At 71.3% G+C, this 22,919-nt stretch carries 22 protein-coding genes and 2 pseudogenes; 13 read left to right on the forward strand and 11 right to left on the reverse strand.

From position 1 onward, the window contains the following. Positions 1-49: 49 nt before the first annotated feature. Positions 50-1,036: an aldo/keto reductase gene (locus ACWCPY_RS19295; protein WP_451266433.1), complete on the forward strand. Its 987-nt coding sequence runs from the start codon at positions 50-52 to the stop codon at positions 1,034-1,036. A 135-nt stretch (positions 1,037-1,171) separates the two neighbouring features. Here ACWCPY_RS19295 and ACWCPY_RS19300 read toward each other — a convergent pair whose 3' ends face one another. After that, positions 1,172-2,221, reverse strand: a complete 1,050-nt coding sequence (locus ACWCPY_RS19300; protein ID WP_451266435.1) for a ketoacyl-ACP synthase III family protein — start codon at positions 2,219-2,221, stop codon at positions 1,172-1,174. Positions 2,222-2,456: 235 nt separating this feature from the next. On the opposite strand from ACWCPY_RS19300, the gene ACWCPY_RS19305 reads away from it, so the two are divergent. Both ACWCPY_RS19305 and ACWCPY_RS19310 read left to right on the forward strand, forming a co-directional pair. Next, positions 2,457-3,458 carry an acyltransferase domain-containing protein gene (locus ACWCPY_RS19305; RefSeq protein ID WP_451266437.1) on the forward strand — a complete coding sequence of 334 codons (1,002 nt, stop codon included), beginning with the start codon at positions 2,457-2,459 and terminating at the stop codon, positions 3,456-3,458. Between the two features lie 63 nt (positions 3,459-3,521). Then, a complete protein-coding gene (locus tag ACWCPY_RS19310; protein ID WP_451266439.1) occupies positions 3,522-5,135 on the forward strand; it encodes an acyl-CoA carboxylase subunit beta in 1,614 nt (537 codons plus the stop codon). A 51-nt stretch (positions 5,136-5,186) separates the two neighbouring features. Here ACWCPY_RS19310 and ACWCPY_RS19315 read toward each other — a convergent pair whose 3' ends face one another. The 5 genes from ACWCPY_RS19315 to ACWCPY_RS19335 all read right to left on the reverse strand — a co-directional run bounded on the left by ACWCPY_RS19315 (position 5,187) and on the right by ACWCPY_RS19335 (position 10,844). After that, entirely contained in the window at positions 5,187-5,753 is a 567-nt protein-coding gene (locus tag ACWCPY_RS19315) for a CGNR zinc finger domain-containing protein (RefSeq protein ID WP_451266441.1), read from the reverse strand. Between the two features lie 28 nt (positions 5,754-5,781). Further along, the gene (locus ACWCPY_RS19320; RefSeq protein WP_451266443.1) at positions 5,782-7,476 is read right to left on the reverse strand and encodes an ABC-F family ATP-binding cassette domain-containing protein; all 1,695 of its coding nucleotides are present in this window, start codon (positions 7,474-7,476) and stop codon (positions 5,782-5,784) included. 83 nt (positions 7,477-7,559) lie between these two features. Next, positions 7,560-9,194, reverse strand: a complete 1,635-nt coding sequence (locus ACWCPY_RS19325; RefSeq protein ID WP_451266445.1) for an ABC-F family ATP-binding cassette domain-containing protein — start codon at positions 9,192-9,194, stop codon at positions 7,560-7,562. Between the two features lie 213 nt (positions 9,195-9,407). Next, a complete protein-coding gene (locus ACWCPY_RS19330) occupies positions 9,408-9,692 on the reverse strand; it encodes a hypothetical protein (protein WP_451266447.1) in 285 nt (94 codons plus the stop codon). 111 nt (positions 9,693-9,803) lie between these two features. Further along, positions 9,804-10,844, reverse strand: coding sequence for an alpha/beta fold hydrolase (locus tag ACWCPY_RS19335; protein WP_451266449.1), 1,041 nt, complete (start codon positions 10,842-10,844; stop codon positions 9,804-9,806). Between the two features lie 149 nt (positions 10,845-10,993). On the opposite strand from ACWCPY_RS19335, the gene pip reads away from it, so the two are divergent. After that, entirely contained in the window at positions 10,994-11,953 is a 960-nt protein-coding gene (gene pip / locus ACWCPY_RS19340) for a prolyl aminopeptidase (RefSeq protein WP_451266451.1), read from the forward strand. Positions 11,954-11,974: 21 nt separating this feature from the next. Here pip and ACWCPY_RS19345 read toward each other — a convergent pair whose 3' ends face one another. Continuing rightward, positions 11,975-12,808, reverse strand: coding sequence for an alpha/beta fold hydrolase (locus ACWCPY_RS19345; protein ID WP_451266453.1), 834 nt, complete (start codon positions 12,806-12,808; stop codon positions 11,975-11,977). Between the two features lie 80 nt (positions 12,809-12,888). Between ACWCPY_RS19345 and ACWCPY_RS19350 the strand changes: the two genes are divergently transcribed. The 4 genes from ACWCPY_RS19350 (at position 12,889) to ACWCPY_RS19365 (ending at position 16,217) form a co-directional block, all read left to right on the forward strand. After that, positions 12,889-13,494: a sigma-70 family RNA polymerase sigma factor gene (locus ACWCPY_RS19350; protein ID WP_451266455.1), complete on the forward strand. Its 606-nt coding sequence runs from the start codon at positions 12,889-12,891 to the stop codon at positions 13,492-13,494. 88 nt (positions 13,495-13,582) lie between these two features. Next, positions 13,583-14,422 (forward strand): NmrA family NAD(P)-binding protein, encoded by an 840-nt coding sequence (locus ACWCPY_RS19355; protein ID WP_451266457.1) that lies wholly within the window; start codon positions 13,583-13,585, stop codon positions 14,420-14,422. Between the two features lie 92 nt (positions 14,423-14,514). Then, the gene (locus tag ACWCPY_RS19360; protein WP_451266459.1) at positions 14,515-15,507 is read left to right on the forward strand and encodes an AraC family transcriptional regulator; all 993 of its coding nucleotides are present in this window, start codon (positions 14,515-14,517) and stop codon (positions 15,505-15,507) included. Between the two features lie 128 nt (positions 15,508-15,635). After that, entirely contained in the window at positions 15,636-16,217 is a 582-nt protein-coding gene (locus ACWCPY_RS19365; RefSeq protein WP_451266461.1) for an anthrone oxygenase family protein, read from the forward strand. 102 nt (positions 16,218-16,319) lie between these two features. On the opposite strand, the gene ACWCPY_RS19370 is transcribed toward ACWCPY_RS19365, so the two are convergent. Further along, entirely contained in the window at positions 16,320-16,526 is a 207-nt protein-coding gene (locus tag ACWCPY_RS19370; RefSeq protein ID WP_451266463.1) for a DUF5988 family protein, read from the reverse strand. 139 nt (positions 16,527-16,665) lie between these two features. On the opposite strand from ACWCPY_RS19370, the gene ACWCPY_RS19375 reads away from it, so the two are divergent. Further along, positions 16,666-16,998 (forward strand): hypothetical protein, encoded by a 333-nt coding sequence (locus ACWCPY_RS19375; protein WP_451266465.1) that lies wholly within the window; start codon positions 16,666-16,668, stop codon positions 16,996-16,998. 185 nt (positions 16,999-17,183) lie between these two features. Then, positions 17,184-17,423, forward strand: a pseudogene (locus tag ACWCPY_RS19380) (transcriptional regulator); the annotation flags it as partial. A gap of 35 nt (positions 17,424-17,458) precedes the next feature. Here ACWCPY_RS19380 and ACWCPY_RS19385 read toward each other — a convergent pair. Next, positions 17,459-18,436: a LysR family transcriptional regulator gene (locus ACWCPY_RS19385; RefSeq protein ID WP_451266467.1), complete on the reverse strand. Its 978-nt coding sequence runs from the start codon at positions 18,434-18,436 to the stop codon at positions 17,459-17,461. A 115-nt stretch (positions 18,437-18,551) separates the two neighbouring features. Here ACWCPY_RS19385 and ACWCPY_RS19390 point away from each other — a divergent pair, with 115 nt between their 5' ends. Beyond that, positions 18,552-20,027, forward strand: a complete 1,476-nt coding sequence (locus ACWCPY_RS19390; protein ID WP_451266469.1) for an MFS transporter — start codon at positions 18,552-18,554, stop codon at positions 20,025-20,027. Positions 20,028-20,188: 161 nt separating this feature from the next. Further along, positions 20,189-20,661 (forward strand): annotated as a pseudogene (locus tag ACWCPY_RS19395) (DUF2268 domain-containing putative Zn-dependent protease); the annotation flags it as partial. On the opposite strand, the gene ACWCPY_RS19400 reads toward ACWCPY_RS19395, so the two are convergent. After that, the gene (locus ACWCPY_RS19400) at positions 20,634-21,398 is read right to left on the reverse strand and encodes an SAM-dependent methyltransferase (protein WP_451266471.1); all 765 of its coding nucleotides are present in this window, start codon (positions 21,396-21,398) and stop codon (positions 20,634-20,636) included. The pseudogene ACWCPY_RS19395 and the gene ACWCPY_RS19400 sit on opposite strands and share 28 nt — an antisense overlap. A gap of 174 nt (positions 21,399-21,572) precedes the next feature. Between ACWCPY_RS19400 and ACWCPY_RS19405 the strand changes: the two genes are divergently transcribed. Continuing rightward, entirely contained in the window at positions 21,573-21,815 is a 243-nt protein-coding gene (locus ACWCPY_RS19405) for a hypothetical protein (RefSeq protein ID WP_451266473.1), read from the forward strand. Between the two features lie 103 nt (positions 21,816-21,918). On the opposite strand, the gene ACWCPY_RS19410 is transcribed toward ACWCPY_RS19405, so the two are convergent. Continuing rightward, positions 21,919-22,854 carry an NADP-dependent oxidoreductase gene (locus ACWCPY_RS19410; RefSeq protein WP_451266475.1) on the reverse strand — a complete coding sequence of 312 codons (936 nt, stop codon included), beginning with the start codon at positions 22,852-22,854 and terminating at the stop codon, positions 21,919-21,921. Positions 22,855-22,919: the final 65 nt, after the last annotated feature.

A 22,919-nucleotide genomic window follows, 5' to 3' on the forward strand; every position in this document is an offset into this window, starting at 1 on the left:
GTCGGTTCCCCCTCGCACCGCCCAACGGGCGGGCTATGGAAAGGCATTCATGGAGAACAGGAAACTCGGTTCGGCCGGCCTCGCGACCTCGGCCCTCGGCCTCGGCTGCATGGGCATGGCAGGCGCATACGGGGTGGCGGACACCGACGAGGCCGTCGCCACCGTCCGCCGAGCGCTGGACCTCGGAGTCACCTTGATCGACACGGCCGACTTCTACGGGCCGGGCACCGCCGAGAAGATCGTCGCCCAGGCCCTTTCCGGCCGCCGGGACGAGGCCGTGGTCGCCACCAAGTTCGGGATGCGGCGCCCGGCCGGCGGCCCGCCCTACATCGACGGCAGCCCCGCGTACGTCCGCGAGGCCTGCGAGGCCTCCCTGCAGCGCATGGGCCTGGACCACATCGACCTCTACTACCTGTCCCGGCTGGATCCGAAGGTCGACATCGAGGAGACCGTCGGCGCCCTCGGCGAACTCGTCGCCGAAGGCAAGGTGCGGCACATCGGACTCTGCGAGGTCTCCGCACGCACCCTGCGACGGGCGCACGCGGTGCACCCGATCGCTGCCCTCCAGACCGAGTACTCGCTGTGGGAACGGCACGTGGAGGAGGAGATCCTGCCTGCCTGCCGTGAGCTGGGCACCGGCTTCGTGGCCTACAGCCCGCTCGGCCGCGGCTTCCTCACCGGAGCCCTCGACAGCGCCGACGACCTGGCCGAGGACGACCAGCGCCGCAACCACCCGCGGTTCCAGGGCGAGAACTTCGACCACAACCGCAACCTGGTGCACATGGTCGAGGAACTGGCCGAGAGCAAGGGGATCAGCCTCACCCAGCTCGCGTTGGCCTGGGTGCTGGCACAGGGCGGTGACGTGGTGCCGATTCCCGGTACCCGGCGCATCACACACCTGGAGCAGAACGCCGCGGCCGCCGAGGTCCGGCTGACGGACGAGGAGGTCGGCCGGCTCTCCGACACCTTCCCGGTCGGCGCCACCGCCGGGCTGCGCTACCCCGCGCACTTCATGCGGACCATCGACCAGAGCTGACGTCCGCTCGACCGGCGTCCGCCCAACCGACGTCCGTGAACCGGCGCCCGCTCGAACCGCGGGTGGCGGGGCACACACCCGGTGTGTGCCCCGCCACCCGCGTCCACGGCACAGGCGGCCCGCCTCAGAGCGGCGTCATGCCGTCCAGCCCGGCGTCCGCGTCACCTCGACCACCGCGCACGACCAGGTGAAGCCGGCTCCCACACCCATCAGCACGCACCGCTCCCCGGCCCGGAGGGCGCCGGAGAGCACCAGGTGCTCCAGAGCGGCGATCTGGTCCCCGGCGCCCAGATGCCCCACCCGGCTGCTGAACTCCCAGGCGGTGCGCTCTGCGTCGATGCCCAGCGGGCGCAGGCAGTTGGTCTCCAGGCGACGGCGCCCGAAGTGCGGCAGCACCCACCGGGAGATCTCGGCGGCGCTCACCCCGGCGTCGGCCAGCGCCTCCTTCACGGCGTCGCGCTGCCCGGCCGCCACCCGGGCCAGGCTGAACGACACCCCGGCCCGGTCGACGTACCTCTTCTTGTGCCCCTCCAGATCGAGCACGCCCGGCGGCGCGGTCCGTGCCACCCCGAAGGGATCGCCGGCGCGGTGCATCCCCTCCAGCTCCGGGTCCGAGACCAGCACCATCGAACGCACCCGGGCGAATCCCTCCCGCGCCGACAGCAGCATCGATGTGCCGCCGTCGGCGTAGACGGTGCCCGGGTCGCTGTGCCAGCGGTCGAAGCCCGGCGGGCAGAACCGGTCGGCCGTGGTGACCAGTACCTGCCGGCACCCCGGCCCGGGCCCTGTCCCGGGCGACAGCATGGCGGACGCCAGGAAGAGCGCCGCCATGCCCCCGTTCGACACCTGGCGCACCTCCAGCGCCGGACAGCCGCCGGGCAGTGCCCGCCGCTGCACGTAGGAGGCGGTGCCCCACAGGGCGTTGCCCTGGTCGTACAGGCTCGCGTGCAGCAACAGGTCCACCTCCGAGCCATCCGTTCCGGCCCGCTCCAGCGCGCGGCCGGCGGCCCGCACGGCCATCTCGGCGGGTGCCTCGGTGCCGTCCGCGCAGACCGTCACCGACCGCATGCCGCTCTTCGCGGCCGCGGCCGCCGCCCACTCTCCCCGAGCCACCGCCTCGGCCACCGGCAGCGCGGGTGGCAGCCAGCTGCCGAGACCGGCGATGTACAGCTGATCGCACCTCATGGACGCTTCCTCTCCGGGCCCGGATCCACGGGCACCGCTCCGATCGTCCAGCCCGCTTCTCGACCGTGGATCGAGGACCGCTGGAGGACCCGGGGCCTGTCGTCGGGATCGTGCCGGGCCCGCGCGGTCCGGCACGCTCGCTCGCCCTGGATCCACGGTCGAGTGAATCTGTAGCGGACCCTGCGAGGATCGGCCGCGGCGGACCGCTCGGGGCGGTGTGCCGAGAGGAGGAACCATGTCGCGCTCAGTGCCGGCCGCCGGACCGGAGCCGCTTCCCGTGGCGCTCCTGCTGCCGGGCCAGGGGGCCCAGCACCCGGGCATGGCCACCGGTCTGTACGGCTACGACGAGACCTTCACCGGCGCGGCGGACGAGGTGTTCGCCGCACTCGGCGCGGACGGCGGCCGGGTGCGCGACGACTGGCTCGGGGACCGCCCCCGGGTACCGGTGGACCACGTCACCCGGTCCCAGATCCTGCTGTTCACGATCAACTACGCCCTCGGACGGACCGTCGAGTCGTGGGGGGTGCGCCCGGCAGCGCTGCTCGGCCACAGCGTCGGCGAGATGGCCGGGGCGGCCCTGGCCGGGGTGTTCGCCGTGGCCGATGCCGCCCGACTGATGTGGGACCGCGTGACCCGGCTCGCCGAGGGGCCGGCCGGAGGGATGGTCGCGGTGGCCGCGGCCCCCGGCGCGCTGACGCCCTACCTGCGCGGCGATGTGGTGGTGGGCGCGCACAATGCGCCCCGCCAGACCGTGCTGGCCGGCCCGGAACCACAACTGGGCGAGGTCACCGGCCTGTTGCGGGAGCAGGGCATGGTGTGCCGGGCCGTGCCGGGCTCCACACCGTTCCACAGCCCGGTGCTCGCGCCGCTCGCCGCCCGCGCGGAGCCGGCCTTCGCCACGGTGCGGGCGCAGCCGCCCGCCTTCCCGCTGATCTCCGGCTACACCGCCGCCCCGCTCACCGCCGACCAGGCAGCCGACCCCGCCTGGTGGTCCTCCCATCCGACCGCGCCCGTCCGGTTCTGGCCCGCTCTGGATCATCTGCTGCGCGGTCCGGGCCGGCAACTCGTGGAGTGCGGTCCCGGCCGGGCACTGACCGCCATCGCCAGGCGGCATCCGGCGGTACTGGCCGGGCGCAGCCGGGTGCTCCCGCTGCTGCCGGCCGGTCCGGCCGATCAGGCGGAGGCCCGCGACTGTCTGGCCGCCGCGCGGTCCGTCCTCGCCCCGGCCGGCGCCTGACCGGCCCGCGTGTCAGTCCGACCGGGTCCGGTCCCGTCCGGTGCCCCCTACCGAGAGGCTGCGATGACGACCATGGATACACCGGCCCCGGCCGCCGCCACACCGGCGCCCGCGAGGCCGCCCGTGTCCGGAGTGCGGCAGCGGGTCGACGAACTCGGTGCGCTGCGCGCCCAGGTGCATGCGGGTCCGGGCGAGAAGGCCACCGCGGCCCAGCACGCGCGCGGGAAGCTGACCGCCCGTGAGCGGATCGACCTGCTGCTGGATCCGGGGACCTTCCACGAGGTGGAGCCGTTCCGCCGGCACCGGGCCACGGGTTTCGGCCTGGAGCTGAAGCGGCCCTGCACGGACGGGGTCATCACCGGCTGGGGTGAGGTGGAGGGCCGGACCGTCTTCGTCTACGCCCACGACTTCCGGATCTTCGGCGGCTCACTCGGTGAGGCGCACGCGGCGAAGATCCACAAGATCATGGACATGGCACTCGCGGCCGGCGCGCCCCTGGTGTCGCTGAACGACGGGGCCGGCGCCCGCATCCAGGAAGGTGTCCCGGCGCTCGCCGGGTACGGCGGTATCTTCCGTCGCAATACCCGGGCCTCGGGAGTGATTCCGCAGATCAGCGTGATATTGGGTCCGTGTGCCGGCGGCGCGGCCTACAGTCCGGCGCTGACCGACTTCGTGTTCATGGTGCGCGGAACCTCGCAGATGTTCATCACCGGCCCGGACGTCGTGCAGGCGGTCACCGGCGAGCGGATCACCCAGAACGGCCTGGGCGGCGCCGACGTGCACGCGGAGACCTCCGGAGTCTGTCACTTCGCCTACGACGATGAGGAGTCCTGCTTCACCGAGGTCCGCTACCTGCTCAGCCTGCTGCCCCTGAACAACTGCGAGCGCCCGCCCCGGGCCGTCACCGACGACCCGGTCGGCCGGCGGTCGCCGGCGCTGCTGGACCTGGTGCCGGCGGAGGGGAACCGGCCGTACGACATGCATGAGGTGATCTCCGAACTGGTCGACGACGGCGAGCTGCTGGAGGTCCATGAGCGATGGGCCCCCAACGTGCTCTGCGTCCTGGCCCGGCTGGCCGGCGAGGTCGTCGGCATCGTGGCGAACCAGCCCATGGCGCTGGCGGGCGTCCTGGACATCACGGCGTCCGAGAAGGCGGCCCGCTTCGTCCAGATGTGCGACGCGTTCAGCATTCCGCTGGTCACCCTGCTGGACGTACCCGGCTTTCTGCCCGGAGTGGGTCAGGAGCACGGCGGGATCATCCGGCACGGGGCCAAACTGCTGTACGCCTACTGCGACGCCACCGTGCCCAGGATCTCGGTGATCCTGCGCAAGGCGTACGGCGGCGCCTACATCGTCATGAACTCCCAGTCCATCGGCGCGGACCTGACCTTCGCCTGGCCCACCAACGAGATCGCTGTGATGGGCGCCGAGGGTGCCGCCAACGTCATCTTCCGGCGTCGGATCGCCGAGGCCGCCGACCCCGAGGCGACACGCGCCCGGCTGGTCAAGGAGTACCGGACGGAACTCATGCACCCCTACTACGCGGCGGAGCGCGGGCTGGTGGACGACGTCATCGACCCCGCCGACACCCGCCAGACGCTCGTGTCCGCGCTCGCCATGCTCCGCACGAAGCAGGCGGAGTCGGCACCCCGCAAACATGGCAACCCGCCGCTGTGAGGCCGTAGCCCCTGAGCGTGACGGCCCGCCCCGTCACGCTCGCCGCGGCCGCTACTGCGCGGCCGCGGCGGCGTGTGCGCTCTTCTTGCGCGCGCGGTAGGCGGCCGCCTTGATCTTGTTGCCGCAGGACTCCATGCCGCACCACTGCCGCCGCGTGCCCCGGGAGCGGTCGATGTAGACACGGGTGCACTCGGGGTTGCCGCATTCCTTGAGCAGGGGTACGTCAGGCCCGCTCAGGAGCTCCACCGCGAGGCGCGCCACGGTGGACAGGGCTTCGTCCGGCGTCGCTTCCGTCCACCGCCCCGAGGGGGTGAGCTGCGGTGCGGCAGGCGGCTTGCGCGCCGCACCGTTCAGCACGTCCAGCGCCTCGTCGGCGTACCCCTCACCGATCCGACGGGCCGTGACCAGTCGGTAGACGGCCTCCCGTACGGCCTTCGCGCGGTCGACGTCCGTCTGGTCGCCGGGGGAGACCGCGTCGACGATGCCGGATTCCAGGTACCACGCCCGCAGCCGCTCCGGCGTCACGAACATCTCGAACCGCACCGAACGCCGGGCCCGGAGTGTCGCGGCGAAGTCGAGCGCCGGGTTTCCGCATACGAAGACGTGGTCCAGATTCACATCACCATTCTGGCAGGTGACTATTGCGTCAGCAAGGCAGGTCACCTGCCGCTCCGGTGGTCGTCCCCGTGCTGCCGTCCCCGTGTTCCCGGCCGGAGCGCAGCCGGATCTCGCGGCCCTGCCAGCGTCCGCGCAGCCAGCGGTCGTGACTGGCCAGGACGATCGCGCCGGGCCCGGTGCCCAGGGCGGCCTCCAGCTCGTCGCACAGCCGCGGGGACAAGTGGTTCGTGGGCTCGTCGAGCAGCAGCAGTTCCGGCGGACGCGCCACCAGGAGCGCCAGTGCGAGCCGGCGGCGCTGACCGACCGACAGCCGGCCGACCGGCTTGTCCAGATCCGCCTCGTGCAGCAGGCCCAGCGAGCCCAACGGGACCGCCTCCGCCCGCTCGGCGCCGAGCGAGCGCTCGTAGGTCTCACGCCCGGTCAGGCCGGGCCGGCCGAACACGGTGTCCTGGGCCAGCAGACCCACCGTCAGCCCCTGCCGCCGCCTCACCTCGCCCTCGGCCGCGAGCCGCCCGGCGAGCACGGACAGCAGCGTCGACTTGCCCGCGCCGTTGTCTCCCGTGACGAGGAGACGCTCGGCCGCCGGTACGTCCAGGCGGCCGACGGCCAGCCGGCCCGGCACCCGCACATCGCGGAGGGAGACCAGGGCATCGTCCACCGCCCCCTCGGCGGGCGGAACGGTGACGGCGAGCGCGGTCCCGTGGAAACGCAAAGGCTGCGGCGGCTCACCGACCTGCCTGCGCTCCAGCCCGTCCAGCCTGCGGGTGGCGTTGCGCACCCGCCGGGAGATCTGGCTCTGCACCCGGCCGCCCCGGTGGCCGTATCCCATCTTCTCGTTGTCGCGTCGCTCCCGGTCGGGCGCCACCCGGTGCGCGGTCACACCGGCCGAGTGGCGCAGGGCCGTCAGCTCCTCCTGCTCCTCGGCGTACCGCCGCTCCCAGCGTTCCCGCTCGGCACGCTTCTCGGCCAGGTAGGCGCTGTAGTTGCCGCCGTAACGGACCGGGCCGTCCACGGCCGGATCGAGGTCGATCAGATCCGTGCAGACGGCGTCGAGGAACGCCCGGTCGTGGCTGGCCACCACGACGACCCCGGGCAGTCCGCGTACCTGCTCCTCCAGGAAGGCGGCGGCGCCGTCGTCGAGATGGTTGGTCGGCTCGTCCAGCAGCAGTGCCGAAGGGCGCCGGACCAGCAGAGCGGCCAGCGCCAGACGGCCGCGCTGCCCGCCGGAGAGGGAGCCGAGCGTCCGGTCGTGCCGGAACGCGCCGAGGCCGAGCCCGTCGAGCACGATGGCGGCGCGCCGGTCCGCGTCCCAGACCTCCCGCTCCTGGGCCTGTTCGAGCCGCCGGCCGTACGTGTCGAGCAGCTCGGCGTACCCGGGGGAGTCCTGCGGGACGCGGGCGAGCCGCTCGGTGAGACGTTCGAGCTCGGCCAGGTCGTCCCGGGCCTCGCGCAGGGCTTCGTCCAGCACGTCGGCGATCGTCGAGGCGTCGTCGAACGGCATCTCCTGGTGCAGGAAGCCCAGGTCGGCCGGGCGCGTGACGGTCCCGGTATCGGGTTCGTCCGCTCCGGCGAGCAGACGCAGCAGCGTCGACTTGCCGACGCCGTTCTCCCCGATCAGCCCGATGCGGTGGCCGGGGGAGGCGGTGAGGGAGACGCCGTCGAGGACCCGTTTGGTCCCCAGGGTGCGGACGACGTCGTGTGCGAGCAGGGCCGGTCGAGACATGGTGGTCCACCTGATGTGTTCGGTGTTCGGCCCGCCGGGTGGTGACCCACCTCGGGCGCGGGCCCGGTCGGCACGTCGGCGGTTCACACCTCGGGCGCGCCCGTCTCCGTCAGTCCACCGCCGGCCAGCCGCAGCCACCGGGTCACGCCGATCCGGGCCAGAAAGGGCTCGTCGTGGCTGACCACCACGAACGCTCCCCGGTACGAGCCCAGTGCGCTCTCCAACTGGCCCGCGCTCACCAGGTCGAGGTTGTTCGTCGGCTCGTCCAGGAGCAGCAGTTGCGGAGCCGGTTCGGCGCACAGGACACAGGCCAGAGTGGCGCGCAGCCGCTCGCCGCCGGACAGCACCCCGACGGGCAGATGGGCCCGGGGGCCCCGGAACAGGAAGCGGGCGAGCAGGTTCATCCGCTCCGCCTCCGGCCGGTGCGGCGCGAAAGCGGTGAAGTTCTCGGCGACGGTACGGTCCGGGTCCAGCAGGTCCAGTCGCTGCGAGAGATACGCGATCCGGCCGTCGGCCCGCTTGATCTGCCCGCCGTCCAGGCCGAGTTCGCCGTCGAGCAGCCGCAGCAACGTGGTCTTGCCGGAGCCGTTGGGACCGGTCAGCGCGATGCGTTCGGGGCCCCGCACGGTCAGGTCGACGCCCGGTTCGGCGAACACGGCCCGTCCGGCGTGGTGGACCTGCATGTGTTCGCCGAGGACGAGGGTGCGCCCGGCGGGCACGTCGGTGTCCGGCAGATCCAGTGTGATGCGCTGCTCGTCGCGCAGGGCGCGCCCAGCCTCGTCCAGCCGGGCCCTGGCCTCGGTGACCCGGGAAGCGTGCAGCTGCCCCGACCGGCCCGCGGATTCCTGGGCGCCCCGCTTCATGTTCCCGGCGAAGATACGGGGCAGGCCCGCGCTCTTCAGGTTGCGGGCGGCATTGCTCGCTCGGCGATCGGCGCGTTCGCGGGCCTGCTGCATCTCCCGCTTCTCCCGCTTCAGCTCCTGCTCGGGGTTGCGGATGTTCTTCTCGGCGACCTCCTGCTCGGCCCGCACGGCCTCCTCGTACTCGGTGAAGTTGCCTCCGTGGAAACGCAGTTCACCGCGTTCGAGTTCGGCGATGCGCTCCATGCGGTCGAGCAGTGCCCGGTCGTGGCTGACCAGCAGGAGGCAGCCGCCGAAGTCCTCCAGCACGTCGTAGAGCTTGTGACGGGCGTCGAGGTCGAGGTTGTTCGTCGGTTCGTCGAGCAGCAGTACGTCGGGCCGCTTCAGCAACTGGGCCGCCAGGCCGAGCGAGACGGCCTGGCCACCGCTGAGTGTGCTCAGGCTCCGGTCGAGGGTGAGATCGGCGAGACCGAGCCGGTCCAGCTGGGCGCGGGTGCGTTCCTCGATGTCCCAGTCGTCGCCGATGGCCGTGAAGTGCTCCTCGCTCACGTCCCCGGACTCCACGGCGTCCAGGGCCCGGATGACCGCGGCGACACCCAGCACCTCGGCGACCGTGAGATCACCGCTCAGGGGAAGGGTCTGCGGGAGGTGGCCGAGGGTGCCGCCCACGGAGACGGACCCGGTGCCGGGCCGCAGCTCACCGGCGATGAGCTTGAGCAGGGTGCTCTTGCCGGAGCCGTTGGGCGCGACCAGGCCCGTACGACCACTGCTCAGGGTGAAGGACAGGTCCTCGAAGACCGGGGTGTCGTCGGGCCAGGCGAAGGACAGGTTGGAGCAGACGACGGAGGCGTCGGACATGAAGAGACCTCGAAAGAGATACGGGCAGACAGAGACTGGTGCCCGGGACATGGAAGAAGGGGACGACTGAACGGCCACGACGGCGATGCTTCTGGGCATCGGCCGGTGGCCTGACAGGTCGGGGTATCACCCCGAGATGTCGTCGTCACCCACCATGTCTGGTCTCCTCACTACATGATCAAAGCTCTCGTCAGCCTAGCAGGCTCCCGGGTCCTACAGGCCGAGATCGGCGGCCAGGCAGGAGAAGGACATCCACGAGCCTTCCGGGTCGTACGCGTCCTTCGCGGGCTCCCCCGGGGAAGCGGGCTTCACCTCGACCATGTCCTGGTAGGGGATACGCTCGGGCAGCTTCCCGAACCGCTCGTGCCTGGCAGCGGCGGCGCTGTCCTCCGTGTCCTCGGCGCGAAGGGCGCTCCCGGTGTTCACGGCGTTCTCGGTGATGACGGCGTTCTTGCTGTCCACAGTGGCCTTGGTGTTCACAGCGGTTCCGGTGTTCACGGTCAACCTCCGCTCGATCGGTTGTCGCTCGCGGATCAGGTCATGGCGCTCGGCTGATATGAGCGTCGCATCGCCTGCGTCACCTGTCAAGCCGGTGACGCGCCTGGTGGCTCAGAAGCGGTCCACGTCGGCGACGGCCCGGGCGAAGGCGGCGGGTGCCTCCTGCGGCAGGTTGTGGCCGATGCCCTTCAGCGTGCGGTGCTCGTAGGCGCCCGTGAACCTGTCCCGGTACGACGATCCGCCGCCCGGTGCGGTGAAGGGGTCGAGCTCGGCGTCGAGGGTGAGGGTGGGCACCTCGATGACCGGCCGTGCGGCGAGACGCTCCTCGAAGCGGTCGTAACGGCGCTCGCCGTCGGCGAGGCTCAGCCGCCAGCGGTAGTTGTGGATCACGATGTCGGCGTAGTCGGGGTTCTCGAAGGACGCGGCCGTACGCTCGAAGGTGGCGTCGTCGAAGTCCCAGGTCGGGGAGACCGTGTCCCAGACCAGCCTGTTCAGCTCGTGCCGCCTGGCCGGGTCCGCCATGGCCAGCCGGCCCCGCTCCGTGGCGAAGTAGTACTGGTACCACCAGGCGTGTTCGGCCGCGGGTGGCAGCGGCTGGAGGTTGCCCGCGAGGTTCGTGATGAGGTAACCGCCCACCGACACCAGGGCCTTGCAGCGCTCCGGCCGGAGCGCCGCGATGATGTCGGCGGTCCGTGCGCCCCAGTCGAAGCCCGCGAGTACCGCCCGCTCGATCTCGAGCACGTCCATCAGGGCGATGATGTCGAGGGCGACCGCCGACTGCTGGGCGTTGCGGAAGGTGCGGCCGGAGAGGAAGCGCGTCGTGCCGTGGCCCCGGAGGTGGGGGACGATCACGCGGTAGCCCTCCGCCGCCAGCAGGGGTGCGACGTCGACGAAGCTGTGGATGTCGTAGGGCCAGCCGTGCAGGCAGATGACCACGGGGCCGTGAGCGGGGCCCGTCTCGGCGTAACCGACGTTCAGCAGGCCGGCCTTGACCTGCTTCAGGGACTCGAAGGACGTGTGCCCGGCCGGTGCTCCGGCCCTGCTCCGCGCGGCGGCGGACGCGGTCGAGGGGGCTGCCGGATTCGCCAGAAAGGCGGCGGCCGTGCCGGTGCCCAGTCCCAGGGCCTTGCCGAACGTGCGCCTGTCGATCATGCGGAGCCCTCCGTGCGTGTCGAGGTGCGGACCTGAACACGCACGACTGTTCCATGCGATACATCACCGGTCAAACAGGTGACGCCGGTGATTCACGCGTATCGTGTTCGGCTTGTGCCTGCGACGAACCCGATGGAGGAGAACCGGACATGACGCCCCCGTACCCGCCGATCGATCCCTACGACCACGGCATGCTCGACACCGGCGACGGAAACCTCATCTACTGGGAGACCTGCGGAAACCCCGAAGGGAAGCCCGCCCTCGTGGTCCACGGCGGCCCCGGTTCGGGCTGCTCGACAGGTCCGCGCAAGTCCTTCGACCCGGAGCGCTATCGGATCATCCTCTTCGACCAGCGCGGATGCGGCCGGAGCACGCCCCATGCCGCCGACCCCGGAACCGACATGGAGCTCAACACCACCGAGCATCTGATCGCCGACATGGAGCGGCTGCGCGAACACCTCGGCGTCGACCGGTGGTTGCTCTTCGGCGGCTCCTGGGGCTCCACGCTCAGCCTTGCGTACGCCGAGCGGTACCCGGAGCGGGTGTCCGAGATCGTGCTCGCCGCGGTCACCAGCACCCGCCGCTCCGAGATCGACTGGCTCTACCGGGGCGCGGGCCGCTTCTTCCCGGAGGCCTGGCAGCGGTTCCGGGAAGGCGTCCCCGAGGTCGACCGGGACGGCGACCTCGTAGGAGCGTATGCGCGCCGCATGGCGCACCCCGACCCGGACGTACGGGCCAAGGCCGCGGCCGACTGGTGTGCCTGGGAGGACGCGGTCCTCTCCGCGGAGCCGAACGGCTCACCGAACCCGTACGGCAGCAGGCCGCCCCGGGCCATGCTGGGGCTGGTACGGATCTGCTCGCACTACTTCTCCCACGGCGCCTGGCTGGAGGAGGGGCAGCTGATCCGCGACGCGGGACGCCTGGCGGGCATCCCCGGCGTCCTGATCCACGGCCGCCTCGACATCAGCGGACCGCTCGACACGGCCTGGGAACTCGCCCATGCCTGGCCCGGCGCGGAACTCGTGGTCATCGAGGACTCGGGACACAAGGGCAGCGCCGCCATGAGCGAGGCCCTGTACGCGGCGTTCGAGCGCTTCGCGCAGCAGTAGTCGGCAGTAGCCGCACGGGTTTCACCCCAGGAACGCCGCAACGGTTGCCACGAACGGGTCCGCGTCGTCCAGCCAGGGGCAGTGGCCTGCCCCCGGCTGGACGACGAGTGAGGCTTCGGGGAACAGCCCGGCCGCCTCGGCCACCGACCGGGGAGGGCTGTTCACATCGAACTCTCCGGCGAGCAGCAGGACGGGGGCGCCGAAGCCGGCGAGTGCCGCACGGGTGGCATCCGTAGTGAAGGCGCCCTCGGCCGCGAAGAGGGCGACGGCCACCTCGTTGTCCGGTCTGCTCGCCACCCGGTGCTGCTGCGCCGCGGCGTCCCAACGGCCGCAGAAGAAGGGGCCGATGGCCTCCCAGTCGCTGCCGGTTCCCTCGGTGATCGCCTCCAGAGCGGCGAACGCCCCCGGGAACCACGGCTCGTTCCTGCGGAGCAGCGCGACCTCACGTCGCATCTCCCCGGTGACGGTGACTCCGAGGGCCCGGGTGCCGGGGGCGATCAGGGCGAGCCTGCCGACGCTCTTGGGATGACGCGCCGCGTACTGCGTCGCGAGGTTCGCTCCGGCGGAGTGGCCGAGCAGATCGATCCGGGCGAGTCCGAGGTGTGCGCGCAGGGCCTCGACGTCCGCGACGAGACGGTCGCAGCGGTAGGAGGAGGTGTCCTCGGGGATCGCGGACCGCCCGGTGCCGCGAAGGTCCAGGACGACCAGCCGGCGGTGCGCCGACAGACCGCCGAGGTCGCCGAGGTAGCGGGAGTCCGCAGGTCCGCCGGGGATGCAGACGACCGGGTCGCCATTGCCGTCGCCGTGCACACGATAGGCGAGCCGGGTTCCGTCAGGTGCGAAGAAGGTGGGCATGGGCATCGACCCTGCCAGCCATAGCCCGGTTATACAACCTGGTTATGGTGAAGTGCGGCCCGGGGGTATATAACCGAGTCATGACAGGCGGAGAGAGTGCGCACCGGATCCCCGGGGAGCTGACCGAGGAACAGGCCGGGCGGATGCTCGCCGACATGAACGAAGTCATCCGCGCGGGCGAGGAGATGCGGAAGCTGCGCGCCGAAATGATCGAGCTGCTCATCGGCCTCGGCTGGACGCAGGACAGGATCGCCCGGCTCGCGGCCATGAGCCAGCCCGCAGTGTCCAAACACATGGCGAAGTACCGGACGGACGGACCGCCGCCCCCGATGGAGCTCTCCCTCGACCAGCACGACACCCCATGGCTCGAAGGGCGCCTGTGGGCCCTTGCCGAGGAGATCTCGGAGACCCTCCGCGGCGCCGCCCGCTGCGCCCGCTGCGTCGACGCCGTCGCCCGTGGGAAGAAGCGCTTCACCCCCGAGAACGTCGACGAGCTGCGACGCCTCGTCGAGGAGGACCTGAGGCTGCACCGGGCGACGATGCCCGGCAGCTACCAGGACACGTACGACAGGATCAGCCGCGGCCTCGACGTCCCCCCGAAGGCGACCACCGCCCTCGGATCGGCCACCGTGCGCCGCACCCTCGCGCACCGGATCCAGCGCGACCGGCTCAGGGACGACGCCTGACCGGCGGCACCTGGCTTTGGACGCACGCGTATGGAAGTGAGCGTTGTGGCTATGGTTCGTCTCGTGGGGACGGCGTTGACTGATGGGCATGACGAACGAACAGAACATTCAGCGGGCCGACTCGAAGACGATTCTGGTGATCGGCGGCACCGGGAAGACCGGAAGCCGCGTGGCGGAGCGGCTCACCGCGCAGGGGCTGCCGGTGCGCGTGGGATCCCGTAACGCCGAACCGCCCTTCGTGTGGGAGGACCCCGACACCTGGGAGGCGGCACTCGAGGGCGTCGGAGCCGTCTACGTCACCTACTACCCGGACCTCGGGTTCCCCGGAGCCGCGGAGGCCGTCGGCGCCTTCTCCGAACTCGCCGTCGAGAAGGGCGCGCGCCGACTGGTGCTGCTCTCCGGACGCGGTGAAGACGGCGCGGTCAACAGCGAGAACAAGCTCAAGGAGTCCGGAGCCGACTGGACCGTCGTACGGGCCAGCTGGTTCAACCAGAACTTCAGCGAGAGCTTCTTCCTGGAGCCCGTCCTCGCCGGGGAGCTCGTGCTGCCGACCGCCGACGCGGTGGAGCCGTTCGTGGACGTCGAGGACATCGCCGACGTCGTCACCGCCGCCCTCACCGACGACAAGCACATCGGCAGGACGTACGAGCTGTCCGGGCCCCGGTCGCTGAGCTTCGGTGATGTGGCCGCCGAACTGTCGCGGATCACCGGCCGGGAGATCACGTACACCCCGGTCTCCCTCGACGACTACCGGGCAGCCCTGCGGGAGAACGATCTGCCTGTCGAGTTCGCCGACCTGTTCGCGCTGATCCTCGACGGGCGCAACGCCGGCGTCGTCAACGGCGTGGAGGAGGTCCTCGGCCGCGAGCCGCGCGACTTCTCGGTCTTCGCGAAGGATGCTGCCGCCGCCGGCGTCTGGAACGTCTGACAACGCCCGGCATCACCCGGCAAGATCTTCGGAGTGCCCGGTACGGATACTCGGCCCGGCGCCGCGCCCTCAAGCCGAATGGGGATCACCACATGGACGTGCTCACCGGACTCCTGGACGGGCCGAAGGCGCGCGGCGCCTTCCTGCTCAAGTCCGTCTTCGACCCGCCCTGGTCGCTCCGCGTCGAGGACCGCGCTCCGATCTCCCTGGCCACCATGGTCCAGGGCAGCGCCTGGGTGATGCCCGACGGCGGTGTACCGGCCCTCATCGGTCCCGGTGACATCGCCGTCCTGCGCGGCCCCGACCCGTACACGATCGCCGACGCGCAGGACACCCCGGTCCAGATCACTGTCGGCCCCGATCAGCGCTGCAGTACCACCGTCGGCGAGGACGTCACCGACACCATGGCTCTGGGGGTGCGGACCTGGGGGGACCCGCTCGGACAGGGCTCGTCCGTCATGCTCAGCGGGACGTACCAGGCACCCGGCGAGATCGGCCGCCGGCTGCTGGGCGCCCTGCCCACCCTCCTGGTGCTCCCCGCCGCCTTCGACGACACCCCGCTCGTCCCCCTGCTGGCCGAGGAGATCGGCCGCGACGAGCCGGGACAGGAACTGGTCCTCGACCGCCTCCTCGACCTGCTCTTCGTCAATGTGCTGCGCGCCTGGCTCGCCGAGCCGGACGCCGGTGCGCCGGCCTGGTACCACGCCCGGTCCGACCCCAGGGTGGGACCCGCACTGCGGATTCTGCACGAAGATCCGGCCCATGCGTGGACGGTGGAATCGCTGGCCCGCAAGGTGGGTGTCTCCCGGGCGGGCCTCGCCCGCCGCTTCACCGAGGTCGTCGGGGAACCGCCGATGACCTACCTGGCCAACTGGCGCCTCGCCCTGGCCGCCGACCTGCTGCGCGAACCGGATGCCACGGTGGCCGCGGTGGCGCACCAGGTCGGCTACAGCAGCGCGTTCGCGCTGAGTTCGGCCTTCAAGAGGGTGCGGGGGGTCAGCCCGCAGGAGTACCGGAAGGGCGGCGCCGCGCCGATGGTCCTGCCGCAGGCGACGCCGTCCCGGACAGTGGTGCTGGGCGGCTGAGGTCCGGTCCAGCCCGCTCGCGTCACGCCCGCCCGCCCGCCCGACCTGGCAGTCGGGCGGGCGGTCACCCATGATTCCCGCGCTCCCGCGCTGCACGAACGACCGAATTCCACAGTGAGGACGCCCCGATGACCACTGATCCGATTGCCGCCGATCCCCAGCACATGCCGCTCGCGCCGCAGGCGCCGTCGCCCCGGCCGGGCAGGGCCGCAGGCATTCTGCTGACGATGTCCGTCATCGCCGTGGGTCTGATGGCCGGTCTGTTCTTCGCCTTCGACGTGTCCGTCATGCCCGGCCTCGCCCGTACCGACGACCGCGTGTACGCGGAGGCGATGCGGAACTTCAACCAGGTGATAGACAACAGCGGCCTGTTCGCGGTGATCTTTCTGGGCGCACTCGCCGTGACGGTGGCCGTTGCCGTCATCGAGTACCGCAAGGGAAGCCGTACGGTCGCCCTGTGGGCGGGGGTCGCCGCCGCGCTCTACGTCGTGGCACTGCTGGTCACCTTCACCGTCAACATTCCGCTGAACAACGAGCTCGCCGCGATCGCCGATCCGGCGAAGGCGAGCGACCTCTCGGTCGTCGGCAAGTTCAAGGGGGTCTGGGAAACCACCAACATCATGCGCACCCTGCTGTGCACCGCAGCCCTGGGCTGCCTGGCGCACAGCCTGAAACTGCACGGCCGCGGAGGGGCCGGAGTCCCGAACTGATCGTCCGGTGGTCGTGCTCTGCCGAACTGCCACGGCAGAGCACGGGATGCCGACCGCGGCAGTTGCCTCGCACTGCCCGGAGGACGCCTGCGGGGAAGCGGCCTACCCGGGGACCTCCGTGCGCTCCCACCATTCGTAGACGGGCAACTTCCCCTCGGCTGTTGCCTGGTGGCGTGACGTGGCCCTGAAGTGTTCGTACCCGCCACGGAACGGGATCTTGATGTCGGGCCCGGGTGCGGAGAGGGGGACGATCCGGTCGGGGAGATCGTCGGGGCCGCCTTCGAGGACTGCTTTCGGTGCGTCGGTCATGGCGAGAGTTTCTCCGGCTGGTGGTCCGGCTCCTTCGTGACGCGCCGAAGGGTCCACGGCTGCCCGCCGCTCCCCACTCCGACGGCGTGCATGATAACTTCGTAACAAGTTGAATAGTATGGATCCTGGAGGTGGACGGGTGCTGCAGATCCAGATCGGCCCCGAGCGCGCGGCGGACCCGGACGACCACCTGATGCGGACCACCCTCGGGTGGCGCCGGGGCATGAGCGAGGACGAGGCGTGGGAAGCCGGCCGGGGCATCTGGAAGTTCAACGCCGACCGGGCCCTGTCGCAGGACGAGGCGCAGATCATCAATACCGAGGGCACGGTTCTCGCGGTCGCCAGGATCATCGGCATCTCCAAGCACGGTGACCGTTACGCTCTCGAGGGCGAGCTCCTCCGCGACGACCCGCGCGTCGGCCGCCCGACCGGTAGCCCGCATCTGTCCCGTAACCCCGTCACCTACATCTGACGGGCCCCCATGACACTCCAGTCGCCGCGAAAGGAGCGCTCCGGTGAGTGACTTCGACGCCAACGACGCGCTGCTCGCGGCTGTCGGTCCGCAGGCGGAGCTCCCGCCGCGGGAGGTCCGCCGGGAGCTGCGGGAGCAGGCCAGGCTCTCGAAGGCCGGGGGCGTGCACAGGGCGTGCTTCGGGCCGGAGAGGCGGCGGGACGCGGGTGGAGATCCATCCGCTGAACCAGTCGCAGGTGCCGCGGCCGCTCCAGCGGATGGTGGAGTACCGCACGATGAACGTCCGCCGCTGGGACCGCATCGTCGAGGCCTGGGCATCCGGTGACCAGCAGGGCCTGGACGATGCCTGGGAGGACGTCATCGTCGACCTGGGGTCGCAGTGGGGGCAGTACGAGTACGTCACCAACATCGGCTTCGCCGCGTAACGACGGAAAGGGAGGCCGGTTCGGCCGAGGACTCATCATCCCGGGCCGCCGCCCCGGGATGATCGGCCGGGCACCGCTTGCCTCGGACCGGCCGGAGCCATGTCCCGTGCGATCTCGCGCGCTGTGCGACCGAAGAGCTCTATCGCCCGGCTGCCGCCGTCGGACCGCCACATCAGGCCGTATCCGAGAGGTTCGTCCCCCTCCACCGGGATGTAGGAGATACCTGGTCGGCCGTGGTACAGGGCGACGTGGGCCCCTGCCAGCAAAGCCCCGCTGCCGCCCGCGACGAGCGTCAGTGCCTCCTGGAAGTTGGTGACGGACGGGCCCTGCTCGATCGGCCTGCCGCTGGGGGTGCGCGTCGGCAGCCGATACTCCAGCCAGTACTCCGGAATGTCTCCCGCGATCGTCAGCAACGGCACACCGGCCAGGTCATCGAGCGTCACCGCGTTCCGCCCGGCCAGGGGATGACCGGCGGCGACCGCCAGCACCCTGTCCTCGGTGAGGAGCGTCGGTCCGCGGGTCAAGTCGTCCTCGTGCACCGGGAAATCCGTCAGCTGGAGGTCGAAATCGCCTCTCCGCAGCATTCCGTACGGATCGGAGAGCGGCACTTCGCACACCTCGACGGCGAGCTCGGGATGAGTGGTGCGCAGCTTCCCGGCCGCCTTCATCACCACCTCCCCGGCCAGGGGCGTCGAGAAGCCTATGTGCAGGATCCCCTCGATGGCACGCGCCGACGCGACGGCACGCGCCAGGGCGTTTTCGATGCCGCGGTAGTGGGGTTCGAGGTCGTCACGGAGGCGGCTGCCCAGAGCGGTGAGCGTTACTCTGCGGCTCGTGCGCGTGAACAGAGGCGCTCCCACGCGTCGCTCCAGCTTCTGGACGAGCTGACTCACCCGGGCGCGGGAGAGGCGCAGGCGGGTGGCGGTCCGGCCGAAGTGCAGTTCCTCGGCGAGTACGAGAAAGCATTCGAGTTCGTGCTGGTCCACGTACGTCTCCGGGATCACGTCGGACATGTATGGGTAAGCCTGGCTGAACGAACGTTGCGATCATCGCTGTTGTTCCCGTCCGGGGCGTGGAGAAGGCTTGAGGCATCACCAACACCCACCACTCCGGAAGGGGTTCATCGTCATGAGTGCCTTGAGTACTTCGAGCGGGCTGGACGCGCGCAAGTGGGGCATCCTGCTCGTGCTGTGCGGCGCGATCTTCCTCGAAGGCATCGATGTCGCCATGCTCAATGTGGCGCTGCCCTCGATCCGCGCCGACCTCGGGCTCACTACCGGTGAGCTGCAGTGGGTCATGAGCGCCTACGTACTCGGTTACGGCGGTTTCATGCTCCTCGGAGGCCGGGCGGCCGACCTGTTCGGGCGCCGTCGGATGTTCGTCCTCTGGCTCACCGTCTTCCTGCTGTTCTCCGGGCTCGGCGGATTCGCCACCGAGGGGTGGACGCTGATCGCCGCGCGATTCATCACGGGTGTCGCCGCGGCCTTCATGACCCCGGCGGGTCTGTCCGTCATCACCACGGGATTCGCCGAGGGGCCCGAGCGGAACAAGGCCCTGCTCCTCTACTCGGGCACCGCCGCGGGAGGGTTCACGATCGGACTGGTGGCCGGCGGGCTGCTCACCGCCGTCGACTGGCGGTGGGTCTTCTTCGCCCCGGTCGTCCTCTCCTTCCTCATCCTCGTTGCCGCCCTTGCCTTCGTCCCCAGGTCGGAACGCCCGGACAGAACCGCCAAGCGCATCGACGCCGCCGGCGCGCTCACCGTCACCACTGCCCTTGTACTGATCGTGCTGGGCGTCGAACGTGCGGCCCACGCCGGGATCACCGTCACCGCAGGCACCTTGCTGGCCGGGCTGGCGTTCCTCGTGGCCTTCCTCGTCATCGAACGGCGTTCCGCCGAGCCCCTGGTACGCCTGGGCATTCTCCGCAACGCCCCCCTGGTGCGGGCGAACCTCTCGGCGATGCTGTTCGCTGCCGGGTTCTTCGGCTTCCAGTTCCTGGTGGTGCTCTATCTCCAGGAACTGCGCGACTGGTCGACGCTGCGGACGAGCCTCGCGATGCTCGTCGTCGGAGTCGACGCGATTCTCTCGCCGACCCTCACCCCACGGCTGGTCAACCGCTTCGGCAACGCCGCGGTGATCTTCGGGGGGCTCCTGCTGGCCGTGCTCTCCTACGGACTGTTCCTCCCCCTGGGAGCGGACTGGAGCTACGCGGCGATGTTCCCCGGCCTGATCGTCCTCGGCCTCGCCTTCTCCCTGGCGTACGGGCCGCTCACCATCGTGGCCACGGAAGGGATCGCGGAGGAGGAGCAGGGGCTCGCGGGCGGTCTGCTCTACACCGCCTTCCAGTTCGGTGCCGCCCTCGGGCTCTCCGCGGTCACCGCCGTCAGCGTGGCCGCCACGCACGCGGACACTCCTGCCGCGCTGCTGGACGGCTACCGGGCCGGTCTGCTCGTCCCGTTCGCGGCGGCGGTGGCCGCCGCTGTCATCAGCGCCTTCGGCCTGCGCTCCCGGCGGGGCGCCGGGCCGTCCGCCTTGGTGGAAGCCTCGCCGGGCACCGCGCCGGACGTCACCGCCGAGCGAACCGACATCCCGGCCTCCCGCTGATTCCCGAGCGGACGGAATCATGCAGGGCCTGCCCCTCCGGCAACAGGAGGTCCCAGGTTTCCGTGCACGAAGATTGTTGTTCATGACACCGCGTCCGCCATGTTCGATCTCCTGCACAGCCCGTTGGAGGAGCGGCCCGACGCCCTGCGGGACATGCTGGGCCCACTGCGGTCACGATCGGCGAGCAGGTGGTGGCCGAGGCGTTCGTACGGGAACCGGCGGGCGAGGGGCCATGGGGCCCTGGACGACGATGCTGTCCGGCGCGGAACTGGACGAGGCCCACGCGAAGGTCGTGACCGGCATCGATGTGGCCGGGATGGGGAACCTGCCCGCGTACGTGCACGGCGACGCCACCGCGCGCCTGTTGGGGCAACAGCACGTCGGGCTGCCGGACTTCGCCGGATTCGCGGCAGGCCTCCGGATCGTCGACGCCCACCTGGCGGCGATGCAGGTGTGCATCGGGCGGATGTACGTCGACGACCCCGGGTACGCCGAGTACTACGACGGGCTCGCGCCGGGCCTGACCGTCTGGCTGCGCGAGGTGGGAGTGACCGGGGGCGGGCCCGGTGTTGCTGCCGCCACTGTCGGAGCCGGTGCCGGTGCCGGTCAGTCCACCGGGACCAGTGTGAGGTAGGCCATCCCGAGCACACCCCGGTAGCCCCTCAGCCAGCTCGTCCGGTGCCGGTCGACGCGCTCGCGGGTCTCCTCGGCCAGCGGGTGGTCCGGGTGAGCGGCCAGCCACTCCTCCACGTCCGACTGATAACCGGACTCGAAGTCCTCCCACTCGTCGTCCCCTGCCGTCTCGATCCAGACGGGCCGGAAACCGGCGGACACGGCGAGGTCGACGAGTCCGGCCAGATCATGGAACTCGTCGGCACGGGCGTCCGGCCACATCGCGGCCAGTTCGGCCGAAGTGGGGGAGCGCTGCCAGAAGCCCTCGGCGAGCAGGACCCGCCCGCCGGGCGCGACGATCCGGCGCAGCGCACTCAGCGCGCCCGCGGTGCTCTCCGGCGGTTCCGCGGAGCTGAGGGCATGGCCGGCCCCGAGACACAGGACGAGGTCGGCGGCCCCGTGCGACGCCTCCTCGGCGGACCCCTCGACGAACTCCACGCGTCCGGCCAGCGAACGGGCCTCGGCGTTCGCGCGACCCCGGGCGATGTCCGCACCGTTGAGATCGATTCCGGTCCCGGTCGCCCCCGGCACCGCTTCGAGGACCCGGAGCATCAACTCCCCCCAGCCGCAACCGATGTCGAGTACTCGTGCGGGGGCGGCCCGGCCGAGCCGGTCGACGATCCGCGCCGCCCGAGCCTCGGAGAGGGGGCCATGGAAAGTGAGCCGGGTCAGGCGCGGCGGAAGATCGGTCTCAGTCATGCGGCGCACGCTAACGCCGGCGGGCTGCCACGGACACCGATTTTCGCTCCGGCCGCACCGGACCACACCGGACCACACCGGACCACTCCGGATTCCGCAGGGCCACAGCCCGACGTCCTCCCGTTCGGCGGTACCTTCGGAATCGGAACACGCCTCGAACGCACCCGTACGGTGATGGTCCTGGCCGACTTCGGCCGGGCCCTGGTGCTGGGAGCGGTCGCCGCGGCCGGGCTCGCCGGCGTGCTGGGGCTGCCGGTCCTGCTCGAGGTGGTCTTCGCCACCGGGGCCCTGTCCGTGTTCTTCGACGTGGCCTACCAGGCCTCTCTCGCACGGCTGGTGAAACGCTTCGTGAGGACGGGGGCTCGGTGGGCAGCCCAGAACTCGTCGGCACCGTTGCGCAACTCGTACGTCCAGTGACCGGCCCTCGCGGCCGCGTCGTCGACTCATGGCGTCGGCCTCTGCGCTCGCCGTTGCGGTGACGTCCGGCTGACGTACCCCTGACGCCCCCACCGCATCTCCGTCAGGGGACCAGGACCAGCCGGCCCCGGATGCCGCCCTCGGCCAGCCGGCGGTGGGCCCGCGCCGCTTCGTGGAGGGGCAGGGTGCCGGCCACCCGCGTGGTGAGGTGCCCCGCCCCGGCCAGCGAGGAGAGCCGGGCGAGGGCTTCGGCGTCCGCTGCGATCCACTGTTCGGCCACGCTGATGCCGCGCAGCGGTACGGGCGCGGCGCCGCCGACGACCGAGACGAAGGCGCCGCGATTGCGTACGGCGCCCAGCGCAGGGATCCCGGCCACGGCCGCGTCCAGGGCGGCGTCCACACCACCCGGGACCAGCGTCCGCACCGCCTCGGAGAGATCGGCCGTCCGGGGCACGAACCACCGTGCTCCCGCACCCCGGACGAACTCCTCGTCCCCGGCCCCGGCGCAGGCCACCACCCGCAGCCCGCGCAGGGCGGCCAGCTCCACCGCGTAACCGCCCACCGCACCCGCCGCACCGGTCACCAGCAGCGTCGCGCCCGGTTCCGGATCGAGCAGATCCAGGGCCTGGAGGGCGGTGAGCCCGTTCAGCGGCAGGGTCGCGGCCTCGACGGCCGGGAGACCGGTCGGCGCGGCGGCGACCGCCGTGGCGTCCAGCACCACGAACTCCGCATAGGTGCCGAGCGAAACGTCCAGCCGGTCCCGCACCCCGATCACCGGGTCTCCCGGGGCGAACGCGGTCACGCCCGGACCGAGCTCGTCGACCCGGCCCGCGACGTCCCAGCCCAGACCGGTCATCTCCCTGGGCGCCATCAGCCCCGCCGCGACGAGGCTCCCGGAACGGGTGGCCACGTCGACCGGGTTGACCGCGGCGGCCTCGACGCGCACCCGCACCTGCCCGGCGCCGGTCGCGGGCACCGGCACATCCACCAGTTCCAGCGCCTCCGGCCCGCCCACCGCTCGTACCACGATCGCGCGCATGCGTGACTCCCTTCGTTCCGTTCGATTCAACAGACGCAACCCTAGGGAGAGTTACTCTCCATGAG

Source organism: Streptomyces sp. NPDC002403, assembly GCF_053593015.1.